Source organism: Arthrobacter sp. YN (assembly GCF_002224285.1).
In the GTDB taxonomy this organism is placed as follows: Bacteria; Actinomycetota; Actinomycetes; order Actinomycetales; family Micrococcaceae; genus Arthrobacter.
Window position 1 is genome coordinate 4,306,742 of sequence record NZ_CP022436.1, and the last position, 15,324, is coordinate 4,322,065.

At 63.5% G+C, this 15,324-nt stretch carries 18 protein-coding genes; 13 read left to right on the plus strand and 5 right to left on the minus strand.

The genetic code is table 11. The features are described 5' to 3' along the window. Position 1 precedes the first annotated feature (1 nt). The 6 genes from CGK93_RS19755 (at position 2) to CGK93_RS19780 (ending at position 4,844) form a co-directional block, all read left to right on the plus strand. Complete coding sequence (locus CGK93_RS19755; protein WP_089596281.1) at positions 2–1,984, plus strand: glycosyltransferase family 2 protein; 1,983 nt, start codon at positions 2–4, stop codon at positions 1,982–1,984. Next, positions 1,968–2,300 (plus strand): STAS domain-containing protein, encoded by a 333-nt coding sequence (locus CGK93_RS19760; protein ID WP_089596282.1) that lies wholly within the window; start codon positions 1,968–1,970, stop codon positions 2,298–2,300. Before CGK93_RS19755 ends, CGK93_RS19760 begins: the two co-directional genes overlap by 17 nt. Then, positions 2,293–2,712, plus strand: a complete 420-nt coding sequence (locus tag CGK93_RS19765; protein WP_089596283.1) for an ATP-binding protein — start codon at positions 2,293–2,295, stop codon at positions 2,710–2,712. Before CGK93_RS19760 ends, CGK93_RS19765 begins: the two co-directional genes overlap by 8 nt. Before the next feature lie 213 nt (positions 2,713–2,925). Further along, positions 2,926–3,471: a hypothetical protein gene (locus tag CGK93_RS19770; protein WP_232481418.1), complete on the plus strand. Its 546-nt coding sequence runs from the start codon at positions 2,926–2,928 to the stop codon at positions 3,469–3,471. Continuing rightward, a complete protein-coding gene (locus CGK93_RS19775; protein ID WP_089596285.1) occupies positions 3,472–4,563 on the plus strand; it encodes a C2 family cysteine protease in 1,092 nt (363 codons plus the stop codon). 8 nt (positions 4,564–4,571) lie between these two features. Further along, positions 4,572–4,844 carry a hypothetical protein gene (locus CGK93_RS19780; RefSeq protein ID WP_157731919.1) on the plus strand — a complete coding sequence of 91 codons (273 nt, stop codon included), beginning with the start codon at positions 4,572–4,574 and terminating at the stop codon, positions 4,842–4,844. A gap of 196 nt (positions 4,845–5,040) precedes the next feature. On the opposite strand, the gene CGK93_RS19785 is transcribed toward CGK93_RS19780, so the two are convergent. Both CGK93_RS19785 and CGK93_RS19790 read right to left on the minus strand, forming a co-directional pair. Beyond that, a complete protein-coding gene (locus tag CGK93_RS19785; RefSeq protein ID WP_089596287.1) occupies positions 5,041–6,135 on the minus strand; it encodes a pyridoxal-phosphate-dependent aminotransferase family protein in 1,095 nt (364 codons plus the stop codon). Between the two features lie 25 nt (positions 6,136–6,160). After that, entirely contained in the window at positions 6,161–7,405 is a 1,245-nt protein-coding gene (locus tag CGK93_RS19790) for an MFS transporter (protein WP_232481419.1), read from the minus strand. Between the two features lie 58 nt (positions 7,406–7,463). On the opposite strand from CGK93_RS19790, the gene CGK93_RS19795 reads away from it, so the two are divergent. The 7 genes from CGK93_RS19795 to purM all read left to right on the plus strand — a co-directional run bounded on the left by CGK93_RS19795 (position 7,464) and on the right by purM (position 13,222). After that, positions 7,464–7,937, plus strand: a complete 474-nt coding sequence (locus CGK93_RS19795; protein ID WP_089596289.1) for a winged helix-turn-helix transcriptional regulator — start codon at positions 7,464–7,466, stop codon at positions 7,935–7,937. A 95-nt stretch (positions 7,938–8,032) separates the two neighbouring features. Further along, complete coding sequence (locus CGK93_RS19800) at positions 8,033–8,863, plus strand: phosphatase PAP2 family protein (protein WP_089596290.1); 831 nt, start codon at positions 8,033–8,035, stop codon at positions 8,861–8,863. Positions 8,864–9,017: 154 nt separating this feature from the next. Further along, on the plus strand, positions 9,018–9,527 hold the full coding sequence (gene uraD / locus CGK93_RS19805) for a 2-oxo-4-hydroxy-4-carboxy-5-ureidoimidazoline decarboxylase (protein WP_089597626.1): 510 nt from the start codon (positions 9,018–9,020) through the stop codon (positions 9,525–9,527). After that, a complete protein-coding gene (gene uraH, locus CGK93_RS19810) occupies positions 9,524–9,865 on the plus strand; it encodes a hydroxyisourate hydrolase (RefSeq protein WP_089596291.1) in 342 nt (113 codons plus the stop codon). The genes uraD and uraH overlap by 4 nt, the downstream gene beginning before the upstream one ends. Before the next feature lie 91 nt (positions 9,866–9,956). After that, positions 9,957–10,289, plus strand: coding sequence for a hypothetical protein (locus tag CGK93_RS19815; protein ID WP_089596292.1), 333 nt, complete (start codon positions 9,957–9,959; stop codon positions 10,287–10,289). Positions 10,290–10,436: 147 nt separating this feature from the next. Continuing rightward, positions 10,437–12,068, plus strand: coding sequence for an amidophosphoribosyltransferase (purF, locus tag CGK93_RS19820; protein ID WP_089596293.1), 1,632 nt, complete (start codon positions 10,437–10,439; stop codon positions 12,066–12,068). After that, entirely contained in the window at positions 12,065–13,222 is a 1,158-nt protein-coding gene (gene purM, locus CGK93_RS19825; RefSeq protein ID WP_089596294.1) for a phosphoribosylformylglycinamidine cyclo-ligase, read from the plus strand. Before purF ends, purM begins: the two co-directional genes overlap by 4 nt. A 74-nt stretch (positions 13,223–13,296) precedes the next feature. On the opposite strand, the gene CGK93_RS19830 is transcribed toward purM, so the two are convergent. The 3 genes from CGK93_RS19830 to CGK93_RS19840 form a co-directional block, all read right to left on the minus strand. Next, positions 13,297–14,067, minus strand: a complete 771-nt coding sequence (locus CGK93_RS19830) for a VOC family protein (RefSeq protein ID WP_089596295.1) — start codon at positions 14,065–14,067, stop codon at positions 13,297–13,299. Then, complete coding sequence (locus tag CGK93_RS19835; RefSeq protein ID WP_198318275.1) at positions 14,064–14,846, minus strand: VOC family protein; 783 nt, start codon at positions 14,844–14,846, stop codon at positions 14,064–14,066. Before CGK93_RS19835 ends, CGK93_RS19830 begins: the two co-directional genes overlap by 4 nt. Positions 14,847–15,031: 185 nt before the next feature. Further along, positions 15,032–15,256, minus strand: a complete 225-nt coding sequence (locus tag CGK93_RS19840; RefSeq protein WP_011776148.1) for a DUF3073 domain-containing protein — start codon at positions 15,254–15,256, stop codon at positions 15,032–15,034. Positions 15,257–15,324 lie beyond the last annotated feature (68 nt).

The window sequence follows — 15,324 nt, forward strand, 5'->3', positions numbered from 1 at the left end:
TTTGACACGTTTCTGGACCCGGCTGCTGGTTGTCCTGACAGTCATTCTGGGCGTCAACTATGTGGCGTGGCGTTGGATGGCATCGCTGAACTGGGACGCATGGTGGATCGCCGTTCCGTTGGTGATCGCTGAAACATACAGCCTCATTGACGTGATGCTTTTCGGCCTGACGGTGTGGAACCTCAAGATCCGCAAGCCACCACCCCCGGCGCCGGCCGACGCCACCGTGGACGTTTTCATCACCACCTACAACGAGCCGCTGGACCTGGTGATGACCACGGCCCTGGCCGCCAAGGACATCCGCTGGCCGCACAGCACCTGGATACTCGACGACGGCGATCGCCCCGAGATGCGCCAACTCGCCGAGTCGAACGGGATTGGCTACGTGACGCGAGGCGCGGACTGGACACCGGACATGCCGCGGCACGCAAAAGCCGGCAACCTGAACAACGCGCTGATGGTCACCTCGGGCGAATACCTCCTGATTCTCGACGCCGACCAGATCCCCGAGCCGGACATCCTGAACAAGACGCTGGGCTACTTCAACGACGACCGCGTGGCGCTGGTCCAGACCCCGCAATACTTCATCAACGTCCCCGCCGACGACCCCCTGGGCAGCCAGGCTCCCTTGTTCTACGGGCCCATCCAGCAGGGCAAGGATGGCTGGAACGCGGCGTTCTTCTGCGGCTCCAACGCGATCCTCCGCCGGGAAGCCCTCATGCAGCTTGGCCTGGTGGGCTACGTCAAAGCTACGGAGAAGAGTGTCCGTCGCGCCCTCACTGCGTCCCGCTCGGCCATCAAGAAGGCACGCCGCTCCGAAGAGGCCCGCAACCCGCTGGTGGAGCAGATGCTCAACGAGGTGGAGGCAGCAACCAACACAGCCCAGCAGGAACTCGAAGCACGCGTGTCCCTCAGCGAGATCACCTACCGCGTGCGGCGAAAAGTGGACGAAGCCGTGCGCACCCTCGTGGCTGCCGATTTCTCCGCACTGCAGGCCGACCTCGAAGAGATCGCCGCGATGGAACTCGCACACGTCGGCGAGTCCGGAGTAACCACTGTGGCGAGTGACGCCGTTGACCGTATGTCCGGGCGCGACTGGTCACCGTTGGGTGCGCTCGAGTCGGTCCACGCCGTCCTGGACGCCATCTCCGTGGAACGCACCGACGAAGCGCAGCCGATCATGCCGCTGGCCACCATCTCGGTCACCGAGGACATGGCCACGGCCATGCGAATCCACTCGCTGGGCTGGAAGAGCGTCTACCACCACGAAATCCTCGCCAACGGACTGGCGCCCGAGGACCTCAAGACCATGCTCACCCAACGCCTGCGCTGGGCCCAAGGCACCATGCAGGTCCTCCTTCGCGAGAACCCGCTGGTCCAGCCCAAGCTCTCGTGGGGCCAGCGGCTTATGTACTTCTCCACCATGTGGAGCTACCTCAGCGGCTTCGCGGCCGTGGTGTACTTCGCGGCACCCATCATCTACCTGACGCTCGGCATCCTCCCGGTGAGCAGCCTCAGCTTGGACTTCTTCATCCGGTTCATCCCGTTCATGGTGGTCAACCAGTTGCTGTTTGTGGTGGCCGGGCACGGGATCCCCACCTGGCGCGGACAGCAGTACAGCCTTGCGCTGTTCCCCACCTGGATCAAGGCATGTACGACGGCGGCCCGGAACGTTTGGTTCGGACGCCCCCTCGGGTTTGCCGTCACCCCCAAGGCGCGCCAGAACGGCGGCCCGAGCTGGAGCCTGATCCGTCCGCAGATCATCGTGGCGGTGTTGTTGGCTATTGCGCTGGTGGTAGGGATCGCCCGCCTTTTGACTGGTCTTTCCGAGCCCCTCGGCACGCTGGTGAATGTCGCCTGGGTGGCATTCGACCTGGTGGTCCTGAGCGTGCTGGTCAAGGCAGTTTTGTACAAGGGTTTTGTCCCTGAAGATGTTGGGCCGGAGAGCCCCGAGGAAAGGAATGCAGATGCAGTTCAGCTATGAGGTCAAGGACTCCTACGCGGAAGTGAAGAGCGTGGGCCGCTTGAACATGGTGGCGGCACCCAAGCTCCGCGAAGTAGTGAACGAGGTTGTTGCCAGCGGTTCAAGCCGGGTTGTGGTCAACCTGGCAGAGACGGACTTCATGGACTCATCAGGCCTCGGAGCGCTCATCGGTTGCCTCAAAGCCGCACGCCAGGCAGGTGGCGACCTCCGCATTGCCGGTGTGCAGCCGCAGGTGAAGATGGTCCTGGAACTGACCAACATGGACCGGGTGCTCACGGCGTACCCCTCAGCCGAGGAGGCGTTCGGCGATGACTGAGGTGATCGCCCACCGAGGGTTCCATGGGCCATCCAATGAGGACGCGATCGAGGCGATCCACAATGAGCTGGACGCTCTCTGGGACGATGCCTCGTTTGTACCCGATATGGATCGGATGACCTTTGCCACCGCAGTCATCGAGGCAGCGGCGAACATCGTGCAGCACGCGGTTCCTGTCGCAGAGAAGCCCGTGGAGATCGACGTGGACATCAGCGTCCGGCCCGCCCGGCTGGTCGCGAGGGTCAGCGCGTACAACGCCCGTGAGCCCTTCGCGAGCGACATGCAGGCGTCGATGCCCGACTCGGACGCGGAGTCCGGGCGTGGGTTGGCACTCATTGAGGCCTTGGTGACCACGGTGACGTTCGAACGCCAGGACGGCACCAACACCTGGATCCTCACCCGCAATACCTGAACCTCTCTCACCTCCCACGTGCTTGAGCCAAACCCTCTCTCACCTCCCACGCCCTTCCCGCCGCCCCTCTCTCACCTCCCACGCCCTTCCCGCCGACCCTCTCTCACCTGCACGGGTTGTTCTGCCCATCGCCGAGCGCAACGCAACGTGAAAGCATTCGGTGAGATCCGCCGTCGAACGTTAACCGAAACTGGGGACGAAATGAACCGCCGCATGCACCGCAAGCCTTGGGCGCTGGCTGCTGCCCTTACGGTGGTGACTGTTGCTGCAGGCTGCAGCGACACCCCCGACGGACCCACGCGGGAACCCAGCAGCGCGCCGCCCGTCACGTCCGAGCCCGCACCTGTGGCCGAAAGCGCGGCGAAGTACAACGCTCTGACTGCCGAGCTTGTTGCCGCCCTGGAGGCAAAGATGCCGGACATCACGTGGGCCGTGGATGATCCGGCACGCTTGAGTCGCATCGACGACGGCAGATGCATGCTCGCCCCAAGGAGCATGAAGAGCAGCGCAGACATCGTGGCGCCATCAAGGCAGTTTGAGGACGTCTTTGCAGTGGCGGATCCGGTCCTGAGAGAGCACGGCTTCCCGGCTTTCGACGGAACGGACCCTGTCCCGGGCGGCTGGGTGGTCACCCGTAGCACTGATGCTGCAGGTGCCACGGTGACCATCCGATCGAAGTTCCCGGCTTACTTGGACGTCACTGTTCCGGTCAAGTCTGAGAACTGCGATGCCAACGAAATTCCTCAGGGGGACCGATAAATGCCCGGATTCTACGGTGCTGACATTGAACAATTGCGGGCTCTCGCGAAGACCATGTCCAGGCACTCGGAACGGATGACCTCCCTGTCCACGGAGCTGGGTCACCTCATCAGCAATGCGCGGTGGGATGGCCGGGATGCTGCGATGTTCCGGGCCTCGTGGGACTCCGAACACCGCCCCATGCTGAAGAAAATCTCCAGTGAACTGCAGACGCAGGCCAAGGAGCTGATCCGTAACGCGGACCAGCAGGACAAGTCCAGCTCGGGAGCGTCGGGGTCCTCTGGCTCTGACTCCGGGCGGGGCGATTCAAACCCGCCCGGCGACCCAGGTCCGCTGGACCCGGACACTCCCGACGTCGATGTGCCCGGCGACGTCCGCAACGACCCCGACGCCGGAGACCCCAGCGACATCAACCAAGGGCAGATCGGCGACTGCTGGCTGTTGGCTGGAATCGGCTCCGTGGCCCAGGTGCTGGAGCGCGAAGGCAAGCTGGACGAGTTCCTTGAGGAGCACATGCGTCCCGTAGGCGATCCGCCGACGCACTGGGTGGTCACACTCTACGAAGACGGCGAGCCTGTGGAAGTCACTGTGGAGGCCAAGTCCACCGAAGGCGGTGTCCGCGGCGCCGATGGCGAACCCAACTGGCTGTCGATCTACGAGCGCGCGGCGGCTGAGCACCGCGGCGGATCTTACGACGACATCGACGGCGGGTTCAGCAACGAAGCCATGGAACTGATGACCGGCCAGTCCGCCGATAAGGACGGCGAGCTCAACTTTGATGACATCGAGGACAAGCTCTCCGACGGCCAAGCCATTTCCGTGGGCACCGAAGACGTCAAGGACGATGACTTCGACTGGGTCTGGGAGTCCGACGAAGTCAACCGCACCGACGTCGTGCCCAACCATGCCTACGTTGTGGTTGATGTGAAAACCAACGACGACGGCGAGAAAGTCATCGTCCTGGCGAACCCGTGGGGTCCGTCCGGCGGCTACTTGGAGGACGACGACGACCACAAGTCCGGCACGCTGGAACTGACCGAAGATGAGTACAAGGAAAACTTCGACTCCGTGTACTCCGTGGACGTGAAGTAAGGATGGCCGTGGAACAGCTCGTAACAGTCAAGCAAGGCATGCAGCCAACCTTCGACGGCGTCAAAGTGGGCGTGGTCAAAATCGGAATCGCCGACGGCGCCCCCGCTATCCAGTTCTGGATCCGCACCGCCGAACAACAGCGCAAGCAGGCCTTCCGTGAAGGCCAGTCGATCACGCTGCCTGGCGCGGGTTTGCTCACCGTCACGTCCATACGGCCCGCCGACGGCAGCACCGCCGCCTCCGCGACCTTAACGTACGACGCCGGACACGTCACCGATTGACGGGTCGGGCGCCGGAACGTTAGCGAGCGTCCCACCCAACCACGCGGGACGTGAGAGAGCGTCCCGCTCAAGCACGCGGGACGTGAGAGACCGTCGCGCCCAAACCCGCGGGACATGAGAGACCGTCCCGCCCAAGCACGCGGGACATGAGAGACCGTCCCGCCCAAGCACGCGGGACGTGAGAGAGCGTGCGGGGCTAGGCTTTCGCGATCGCCTCTTTCAGCGCCCCCAGCACCAAGGTGACCGAGGCGGGGTTCGCGTTCGGTCCCATCATGCCGATGCGCCACACCGTGTCCGCGAACTCCCCCACGCCCGAGCCGATTTCCATGCTGAAGTTCTCCAGAAGGTAAGCGCGGACGGCAGCCGAGCTGACGCCGTCGGGCACTTTGACCGTGGTGAGGCTCGGCAACCGGGAGCCTTCGGCAGCGAACAACTCAAGCCCCATCTCCTGCAGCCCGTTCTGAAGAGCGGCGCCGGCGGCACGGTGCCGGGCCTGCACCACGTCCAACCCCTCGGCGAGGATCCGGTCCAGGGCAGCTTCGAGCCCGGCGATCATGGTGACGGGCGCTGTGTGGTGATAGGTCCGGGCCCCGCTGGCCGCTCCGACGTAGCCACCGAGCAACCCGATATCGAGGTACCAGGAACGCGGATCCTTGACGCGGCGCTCGAAAGCGCGGTCGGACACAGTGAACGGCGACAGTCCCGGCGGTACGCCCAGGCATTTCTGCGTTCCGGCGTATCCGACGTCGATCCCCCAGTCGTCCGCCAACAGTTCCAGTCCGCCGATGGATGTGACGGCGTCGGTGATCAGCAAGGCGTCGCCCTTGCCGGCACCGAGCGCGGCGATGTCGGAGAGCACCCCCACCGAAGTCTCGGCATGTACGGCGGCGATGACTTTCGGATGAGGATGCGCCGAGAGGACACGGTCGGCATCTACGGGCTGGCCCCATTCGTGATCAACCCGGATTACCGTGGCCCCGCAACGCCGGGCGACCTCGCACATCCGCGCCCCAAACAGTCCGTTGACAGCGATAACTGCCACGTCGCCGTCGGACACGGTGTTCACGAAAGCCGCTTCCATCCCGCCGGAACCTGTGGCACTCAACGGGAGCGTCCGCGCATTGGAGGTTCCCCAGACAGTCCGAAGGCCCTCACACGTGTGGTCAAGCCGCTCGATGAACACAGGATCGAGGTGTCCCAGCACCGGATAGGCCAGGGCGGCCATGGCTTCGGGGTAGCAATTGCTCGGGCCGGGACCGAACAGGAACCTTGACGTCAGAATGTCGGGCATGTGCGAACTCCTTAGCTGGTTGAGGTCATTCTGCCCCAGCGTGCTGTGCGGGGCGAGCAAACCGCGCCTGCCCGCTCGATTTGGATGGAATGAGCCTGTCCGCACCCCAGATGGCCAACGCGCCGAGCGCAAAAAGGGCCCCCAGGACACTGGCCCCGGTCCAACCCCACGCATCGTAGACCGGCGCAACAGCTGCCGCGCCCGCTGCGCTTCCCACGGAATAGAACACCATGTAGCTGCCGATCATGCTGCTGGCCGACTCCTCAGCTCCTGCCACGATCAGGGTCTGGCTGCTGACATGGACGGCCTGAACGGCAGCGTCGAGGACGATGATGCCCGCTACGAACCACAGCAGCGACCAACTGCCGAGGGACAAAGCTACCCAGGAGCCCAGAAGCGCAGCGAGGGCCCAAGCCGTGACCTGCTGCGCCCACCCACGGTCCGCCGCGGCGCCTGCCCGGGACGCGGCCACCACACCCACCAGGCCAGCCAGCCCAAACAGTCCGATCACGCTCGGCGGAAGATTCCACGCCGGACTGCTGAGCAGCAGGGACATACCGCTCCACAGCACTCCGAAGGACGCGAACAGCAGCATGGTGATGAGCGCCCGCGTACGGAATACGCGATCACGCCGCGTCAGGACCACCACCGATGAGACAGCCTGCCAGTAGCGCACCTCTCCCCTCTCGGCCCTCTCCTTGGGCAAGGAGCGAAAAACCGCGACGGCGAGGACCGCGCCTGCCACCGCCGCGAGAACGTAGACAGACCGCCATCCCCACAGGTCCGTCAGGCCTCCCGCCAGCGTCCGGGCAAGGATGATGCCACTCACGACGCCGGCAGTGACGGTGCCGATGTTTCCGCCCCTTTGGTCGGGGGTGCTGGAGGCGGCGGTGTACGCCACGATGGTCTGAACCACCGACGAGGCCAATCCAAGGAGCAGGAAGCCGCCCAGGAGGGCCGTTTGTGAATCTGCCAGGGACACCACGGATCCGCCAAGGGCCGTCGCCGCGATGTGAAGGGTGATGAGCACCCGGCGGTTCATGACATCTCCCAAAGGCACCAAGAGAACCAGCCCAAGAAGGTAACCGGCCTGGGATGAGGCCACAATCCAGCCCACCCCGGACGTTGGAATCCCCAGATCCGTCCCGATGCGCTCGAGCAGGGGCTGCCCGTAATAGATGTTGGACACCATGAATCCGGCCGCCACAGCGAGCAGGAACAACAAGCGACGGCCAAGTCCTCGGCTGGAATCCTTCAGGTGTGTGCTCACAGCGCCTCCACAGTTGGTTTCATAATGCAACCATGCGACCTTATGGCAGAATGGTTTCATGTTGCAACCAAGTGAAGTTGAGTGGACGGATCCTGAATGCCCCGTCGCCAGAGCCGTGGACCTGGTGGGCGACAAATGGACCCTGCTCATCATTCGGGACTCGCTGGACGGCAAGCGGCGCTTCTCCGAGTTCGAGAGATCACTGGGCGTGGCTAAAAACATCCTTTCGGACCGCCTCCGCCTCCTGGTGGAGAGGGGCGTCCTGACCAGGATTCCCAACGAACGAGGCACCCGAAGCGAATACGAGCTAACGGACGCGGGGCGTGATCTGTTCACTCTGATCCTCAGTCTCCGGCAATGGGGCGAGCGCAACGCCTTCACCCAGGGAGAGGAACATTCGGTCCTCATCGATCCCGTCTCGGGTCAGCCCGTCCCGGAGCTGCGGCCAACCAGTGAGGGCGGCCAGGAGGTTGGCCCGGAGCAGACGCTGCTGGTCAAAGTGGGCCAACCGCTTCCTCACAACGCGACGTAGCGTGACCCTGCCCCCATGGCACTCCCAGGAACCTCCGGGCAGCAACTGCTAAGGTTGCTCACCAATACTGAGGCCGCCACGGATAGGGGACATGAGTGACGACTGAAGGAAAAGAGGCGCCGGAGCAAGGCGTCCGCGGCGAAGTAAGCCAGGACAGGTTCGTCGCCGGGCAGGACCTGACCAACTGGAAATCCCCCGCGGGCCGGACACTGGCCCGGGGCGCCGAAAAGGCCACGTCACTGCTGGGGCCCTACGCCGCGCTCATCATCACCTTGATAGTGGGGCTCGCCGCAGCCCTCTCGCTGGCCCTGGTCTTCGGCGAAGTCTACGAGTCCGTGACGGAAGCCGACGGCGTTGCAGGTTTGGACGATCCCGTCCTGGCCGCAGCAAAGAGCGTCCGCTCTCCCGCCTTGGACTCAGCCACCACTGCCTACACGAATATTGGTGGCACCGTGGGCATGCCCATCCTTGCCGTCGGCATCATGATCTTCCTGGCCACCAAGCGGCGATCATGGACGCCCGTCATCCTGATGCTCGCTGCAGGGCTGGGATCTTTGGTCATCACCATTTTGGGCAAGCCGATCTTCGGCCGCGCCCGCCCGGACATGGCGGACGCCATCCCTCCCTACGAGCATTCCGCGTCCTTCCCCAGCGGCCATTCCCTGAACTCCATCGTGATTGCCGGCATCGTGGCCTATCTGATCATCCTGCGGCTCAAGACCTTGCGGGCGCGGGTCGTCACCATACTGGTGGCCGCGGTCTTTGCCTTCACTATGGGCCTGAGCCGCGTCTACCTTGGCCACCATTGGCTGACGGATGTGCTGGCAGCCTGGGCTATCGGCGTGGCCTGGTTGGCCTTGGTGATCACCGCCCATCGCCTGTACCTGACAGTGCGGACACGGCGCCACAGGGCGGTAGTCTCTTGACACCGGGCCGATCACTCGGCTTAACTGAATTACGTATGCTGAAATAACAGTTCCATGATGCGGAAGCTTGAAGCAAAGGCTTCCTCTTGCACCAGCAGGAGTTCCGCATAGCCCACACCATGGATGCCAGCATTTGCACGAGGATGTCACAAGCATGGAGCTTGCAGAATTCAACAGTGTTGACCGGGACGAGGCCATCAGGATCCTGACCCCCTGCCTGGATATCAGCCGCTGGGTAGAGGCCATCGCTGACGCGCGGCCCTTCGCCACCGTCGACGAACTGCTGGGCCACGCCCAGCGCGCCGCCGAACCGTTCACCGCCGCCGAGGTGGAATCCGCCATGGCACACCACCCCCGCATCGGCGAACGCCCCAAGGCCCAAACCACCGAGGCCGCAATGTCGCGTTCGGAGCAGGCCGGAGTGGATCCTGGAGACAGCGACACCACTACCGCCTTGGCTGAGGGCAACCGGGCCTACGAGGAAAAGTTCGGCAGGGTCTTCCTGATCCGTGCCGCCGGCCGCAGCGCCCAGGAAATCCTCAGCACCCTTCAGGAACGCATCACCCACACCCCCGAAGAAGAAGACACAATTGTGGCTGGCCAGCTGCGGGAGATCGCACTGTTGCGCCTCTCCGGACTGATCAGCGAAGGAGTCAACGCATGAGCGTTTCACAAGTAACAACCCACATCCTGGACACAGGTTCCGGACGCCCGGCGGCGGGTGTCGCCGTCGTACTTTACGTCCGTGAAGGTGACAACTGGACCCTGGTGGCGAAGGGCGAAACCGACGCCGACGGCCGCATCAAGACCCTCGGTCCGGAGCGGATTCCGGGCGGCGCTTACCGGCTGAATTTTGCCACCGGCGCCTATTACGAGGGCCTCGGCACCGAGACGTTCTTCCCTGAAGTGGACCTGAACTTCACAGTTTCCGACGCCGGCGAGCACTATCACGTGCCGCTCCTGCTGAGCCCGTTCGCGTTCTCGACGTACCGCGGCAGCTAACCCACCCCGCCGAGTTGCCAGTTAATGCCAATGTTCGTCAAGGACATTGGCATTAACTGTCGTATCGGCGGAGAACGGTACGCTTGAAGGCATGGCTTCAGAGGACACCACCCCCAACTCCGCCCGCCGCGAGATCACGGTCCGCCGGGCACCCAAGTTTGTACCCTTCATGATTTTGGGAGCAGTGGTTGGTGCAATCGTGGCCGCCATCATCGCGTACGGCCGCCAAGCCGACCCCGCCTTCGACGCCGGTACAGTGTTCGGCTTCTTCCTGATCGTTTGCGCGGGCGGAGGCGTCATCCTCTTCTCCATCCTCGCCCTGATCCTGGACCGCATCAGCGTCAAGCGCTCCCAGCGCGCCGTAGTGGAAGCCGTTCCGGATTCGGTTCCGGACCAAGGACCAGAGAACGACGACGTCCGCTAAGTCGGGCGCCCGGCCCGCCTCTTCGGAGGGGTGCCAAATGTGAGACACACCGCATTTTCGAAGTAACACGCCTGTTCTGCGCCCGTTCAAGGGGTCACATAGGCTGCGGGGGAACGTACCACGGCCACAACATGAGACAATCGACCAGTGGCACGTGGCGACGGAAAACTTTCTCATGATCTTCTCCCCGGCGAAAAAGGCCCTCAGGACGCTTGTGGCGTCTTTGGGGTTTGGGCTCCCGGTGAAGAAGTAGCAAAACTCACCTATTACGGGCTGTATGCGCTGCAGCACCGCGGACAAGAATCGGCTGGTATAGCTACCAGTGACGGCAAGCGCATCAATGTCTATAAGGACATGGGGCTTGTGTCCCAGGTCTTCGATGAGACAACCCTGAACACCCTTACCGGGCACTTGGCCGTTGGCCACTGCCGGTACTCCACCACCGGTGCAAGCCACTGGGCCAACGCGCAGCCAACCCTGGGTGCGACAGCAACCGGCACGGTTGCCTTGGCCCACAACGGCAACCTGACCAACACCGCTGAGCTCCGGGAAATGATCCTTGAGCGCAACGACGGCCAGCTGACCGGTGAGATGAAGCAGGGCAACACCTCGGACACCGCCCTGGTGACCGCTCTCTTGGAGGGTGAAGAGGGCAAGACCCTCGAGCAGACTGCACTGGAGCTGCTGCCCAAGATCAAGGGTGGCTTCTGCTTCGTCTTCATGGACGAAGGAACGCTCTACGCAGCCCGCGATACCTATGGCATCCGCCCGCTGTGTCTTGGCCGCCTGGACCGCGGCTGGGTTGTCGCTTCCGAGCAGGCAGGCCTGGCCACTGTTGGTGCGAGCTTCATTCGCGAGATCGAGCCTGGTGAATTCATTGCCATCGACGAGGACGGCGTCCGTTCGCAGCGCTTCGCCGAGGCAACTCCCGCCGGCTGTGTCTTCGAATACGTCTACCTCGCCCGCCCGGACGCTGCCATCGCCGGCCGCTCCGTGTACGAGGCACGCGTTGAGATGGGCCGCCAGTTGGCCCGCGAAAACACGCACGAGGCCGACCTCGTCATTCCCGTTCCCGAGTCCGGTACCCCGGCAGCCGTTGGGTACGCCGAACAATCCGGAATCCCCTTTGCCCATGGCTTCGTCAAGAACGCCTACGTGGGCCGCACATTCATCCAGCCGTCGCAGACCTTGCGCCAGCTGGGTATCCGGCTCAAGCTCAATGCCCTGGAATCCGTGATCCGGGGCAAGCGCATCGTGGTGGTGGACGATTCAATCGTTCGCGGCAACACCCAGCGCGCCATCGTCCGGATGCTCCGGGAAGCCGGTGCCGCCGCGGTGCACGTCAAGATTTCTTCCCCTCCTGTCCAGTGGCCCTGCTTCTACGGCATCGACTTCGCGTCCCGCGCGGAACTGATCGCCAACGGCGCCACCATCGAGGAGATTTCCCAGGCGATCGGCGCTGACTCGCTGGCCTACATCTCCGAAGACGGCATGATCGGCGCTACCCAGCAGCCGCGCGAACGCCTCTGCACGGCCTGCTTCACCGGCAAGTACCCCATCGAGCTGCCGCACGCAGACAAGTTGGGCAAGAACCTGCTGGAACGCACGGACCTGGGCGGCTTGGAACCGGCCGCTCAGTCCGAGACCGTGGACGATTCCGAGGACCCTGCCGAGAAGCCGGGCGCCACGGGTTGCGATCCCGGACCCGACGCCGAATTCGAGAACCTGCTGACCGACGCTGATCGTTTGACCGACGCCGACAAGAAAGAGTCTGTATGAGCTCCGCAACACCCGCCGCTGGAAGCACCCCGAACACAACAGGCATCACCTATGCTTCTGCTGGTGTCGACGTTGAAGCGGGCGACCGCGCAGTCGAACTCATGAAGGGCGCCATCAAGGCGACGCACAACTCTTCGGTGATTGGCGGTGTCGGCGGTTTCGCTGGCCTGTACGACGTCTCCAAGCTGCTGACCTACAAGAAGCCGCTGCTGGCCACGTCCACTGACGGTGTTGGCACCAAGGTAGCCATCGCGCAGGCCATGGACATCCACGACACCATCGGTTTCGACCTGGTGGGCATGGTGGTGGACGACATCGTGGTTGTAGGTGCTGAGCCGCTCTACATGACCGACTACATCGCGTGCGGCAAGGTTGTTCCGGAGCGGATCGCAGACATCGTCCGTGGTATCGCTGCTGCCTGCTCCGTTGCCGGCACCGCCCTTGTTGGTGGCGAAACCGCTGAGCACCCGGGCCTCCTGGGTGAGCACGAGTACGACGTCGCAGGTGCCGCAACCGGCATCGTCGAGGCCGACGCCCTGCTCGGTCCGGACCGCGTCCGCGCCGGCGACGTCGTGATCGGCATGGCCTCTTCCGGCCTGCACTCCAACGGCTACTCCCTGGTCCGCCGCGTCATCAACCACGCCGGTTGGGCCCTGGACCGCCAGGTTTCCGAGCTCGGCCGCACCCTGGGCGAAGAGCTCCTGGAGCCTACCCGCGTTTACGCAGCCGACTGCCTGGACCTTGCCCGCACCTTCCCCGTTACTGGCGGCGCGGCAGTCCACGGCTTCAGCCACGTCACCGGTGGTGGCCTGGCCGCCAACTTGGCCCGCGTCCTTCCGCAGGGCCTGGTGGCAACTGTTGACCGCAACACCTGGGAACTCCCGGCCATCTTCAAGCTGGTCTCCGAGCTGGGCAACGTGCCGTTGGCCGACCTGGAGCGCACGCTGAACCTCGGCGTGGGCATGGTTGCCATTGTTTCCGCCGAAGCAGCAGACGCTGCAGTGGCCCGCCTCAATGACCGCGGCCTTCCGTCCTGGGTCATGGGCACCGTTTCGGCTGACAGCGACTCGATCGACAAGACCGGCCCGGACTACGTGCAGGGTGCCAAGGGCGTCGACGGCGGCGCTGTCCGTTTGGTGAACGCGTACGCCTAAGCGGTATATCGCTTCATAAAAGGAGCGGCCGGGCAGTCTTGGACTGCCCGGCCGCTATTTTTTGTCACTTGGTTCTAAGTCTGGATCAGGCTCAGGACTCCGCCCTGCGGATCCTGGATGGTGGCCAGCGATCCCGTCTCCGGCTTGTCCTCCGGTTCCACGAGGAGCTCGCCCCCGGCTGCGACTGCCGCTTCCACGGCTTTGCGCAGGTCCGCCACACCGAAGTAGATCTGCCACCCAGCTTCGTCGCCCTCATCGGCAGGAACGATGCCAGCCACTTCGTCGCCCTTGACCATCAGCGTGCTGTAGCTGCCGCCGTCGTCCTGGGGATATTCGGTGACCTCATGACCGAAAAGCTGCTGGAAAAACGCGACGGCGGACTGCGGCTCGGGCGTCAACAGTTCAGCCCACGCCAATGCGCCGGGCTCGTTGAACAGGTGGCTTCCCACATGCGTTCCAGCCTGCCAAACGCCAGTGGTTCCGCCGCCGGGAGGTTCGATGAACGCCAGGACCCCCGTGTCCGCGACGGCCTCGGGACCAAACTGGAGCTTGCCGCCTGCGTGAACGGCGTCGTCGGCAATTTCGTCAGTGTCCGTGGCGGCGATATAGATGTTCCATTGGCCATGCGTTCCGGCCGCCTCCTGCATGGGGTTCTGCGGTGCGATCACGGCCACCAGTTGATCCTTGACGAAGGCTTGCGCGTAGCTTCGGCCATCAGGAGTGGGAAGATCCTTGAAACTCCACCCGAAGACCTGTTGATAGAAATCCTTGGCCGCGGCCACATCCCTGGTCTGGAGGTCAGCCCAGCACGGCTCACCGCTGGCGTAGTGTTTCCGTGCCGTCATGCTGCGAGTCCCGTCATGATGCTGAATGCTGCCCCGGCAGGATCCATGAGGACGGCCATGCGACCCACTCCCGGCACGTCGAAGGCCGGGGCAATGACGTGGCTGCCCAACTCAACGGCCTGTTCCACCGTGGCATCAATATCCACCACGTTGAAGTAGGTCATCCAGAACGGCGACAACCCCTCAATGGGCAGCTTCAGGGCACCCGCAACTCGTCGTCCCTCCACCAGCAGGCTGGTGTACTCCTGCAGGTCACCGGCCGGTTCAGTTTCGCTGGTGCACCCTGTCACAGCCTCGTAGAACGCTACTGCCTTGGGGACGTCATGTGTTTGCAGCTCATTCCAAATCATGGTGCCCGGTTCATTTACCAGGCCTGATCCCGGGTGGTTGCCAGCTTCCCAGAATCCGATCTGTGCTCCGGTGGGATCTGTGGCGAAGAACATACGCCCTGAACCGTTTGGGACGGAATCAGGAGGGGAAAGCAGGGTTCCTCCAGCCGTTTCCACGCGCTGCGCCGCGTCATCTGCCGAGTCCACCGCCAGGTAATTTGCCCAGTAGGACGGCATCCCTTCCGGGGCATCCGGCATCTGCTGCATCATGCCGGCGATGTAACGGCCCTTGAGCTTGGCCATGTAGTAGGTCATGCCGTTCCCGGCGTCCATGGCATCCAGCTCCCATCCGAAGAGGCCGCTGTAGAACTTCCTGGAAACGTCGATGTCGTTGGAGGAAAGGTCCACCCAACATGGTGTCCCCTGTTTGTACCTGTCAGCCTCCGGCATGGCGTTCCTTTCGATGCGCTCGAACCTCCAGCCTACGCAAAAAAGGGCCCCCAGGGTACGCCAATGAATGACGTGCCCTGGGGGCCTTTTTTCAAAAGATATACGGCATCCGAAAATGCGCGTTGACCTTGAAGTACGACGGCGGTGCGCTACTCAGTGCCTACGGCACCTGTTGGTTGCGACAGCTATCCGATCCGGCGGGTGTCAACCTCGTCGTCGTCGTCTTCCGCGTACTTGTCCTCATAAGCCGAATAGTCCGGCTCCGGGGGATCGTCGGGGAAGTGGCTCTTGACACGACTGGACGGACCCGTGAGCTCCCGCTCAAGTGCCGAATAGTCAGTGTTCGGGGAGTAGTACTTAATATCCCGAGCCTGCTTGGTAGCTTTTGCCTTTTGACGGCCGCGCCCCATGGCGTGACCCCCTTTTGTACTTGGACCGGAGGTGGTCACCTTGGCTATCGGTGAGGCCCCGGAATGTT

Bases quoted from the DNA above. Each gene is read 5' to 3' on its own strand.
- CGK93_RS19760 (WP_089596282.1), top strand. From the start codon at position 1,968: ATGCAGTTCAGCTATGAGGTCAAGGACTCCTACGCGGAAGTGAAGAGC.
- CGK93_RS19765 (WP_089596283.1), top strand. From the start codon at position 2,293: ATGACTGAGGTGATCGCCCACCGAGGGTTCCATGGGCCATCCAATGAG.
- CGK93_RS19770 (WP_232481418.1), top strand. From the start codon at position 2,926: ATGCACCGCAAGCCTTGGGCGCTGGCTGCTGCCCTTACGGTGGTGACT.
- CGK93_RS19775 (WP_089596285.1), top strand. From the start codon at position 3,472: ATGCCCGGATTCTACGGTGCTGACATTGAACAATTGCGGGCTCTCGCG.
- CGK93_RS19785 (WP_089596287.1), bottom strand. From the start codon at position 6,135: ATGCCCGACATTCTGACGTCAAGGTTCCTGTTCGGTCCCGGCCCGAGC.
- CGK93_RS19795 (WP_089596289.1), top strand. From the start codon at position 7,464: ATGTTGCAACCAAGTGAAGTTGAGTGGACGGATCCTGAATGCCCCGTC.
- uraD (WP_089597626.1), top strand. From the start codon at position 9,018: ATGGAGCTTGCAGAATTCAACAGTGTTGACCGGGACGAGGCCATCAGG.
- uraH (WP_089596291.1), top strand. From the start codon at position 9,524: ATGAGCGTTTCACAAGTAACAACCCACATCCTGGACACAGGTTCCGGA.
- CGK93_RS19815 (WP_089596292.1), top strand. From the start codon at position 9,957: ATGGCTTCAGAGGACACCACCCCCAACTCCGCCCGCCGCGAGATCACG.
- purM (WP_089596294.1), top strand. From the start codon at position 12,065: ATGAGCTCCGCAACACCCGCCGCTGGAAGCACCCCGAACACAACAGGC.
- CGK93_RS19830 (WP_089596295.1), bottom strand. From the start codon at position 14,067: ATGACGGCACGGAAACACTACGCCAGCGGTGAGCCGTGCTGGGCTGAC.
- CGK93_RS19835 (WP_198318275.1), bottom strand. From the start codon at position 14,846: ATGCCGGAGGCTGACAGGTACAAACAGGGGACACCATGTTGGGTGGAC.
- CGK93_RS19840 (WP_011776148.1), bottom strand. From the start codon at position 15,256: ATGGGGCGCGGCCGTCAAAAGGCAAAAGCTACCAAGCAGGCTCGGGAT.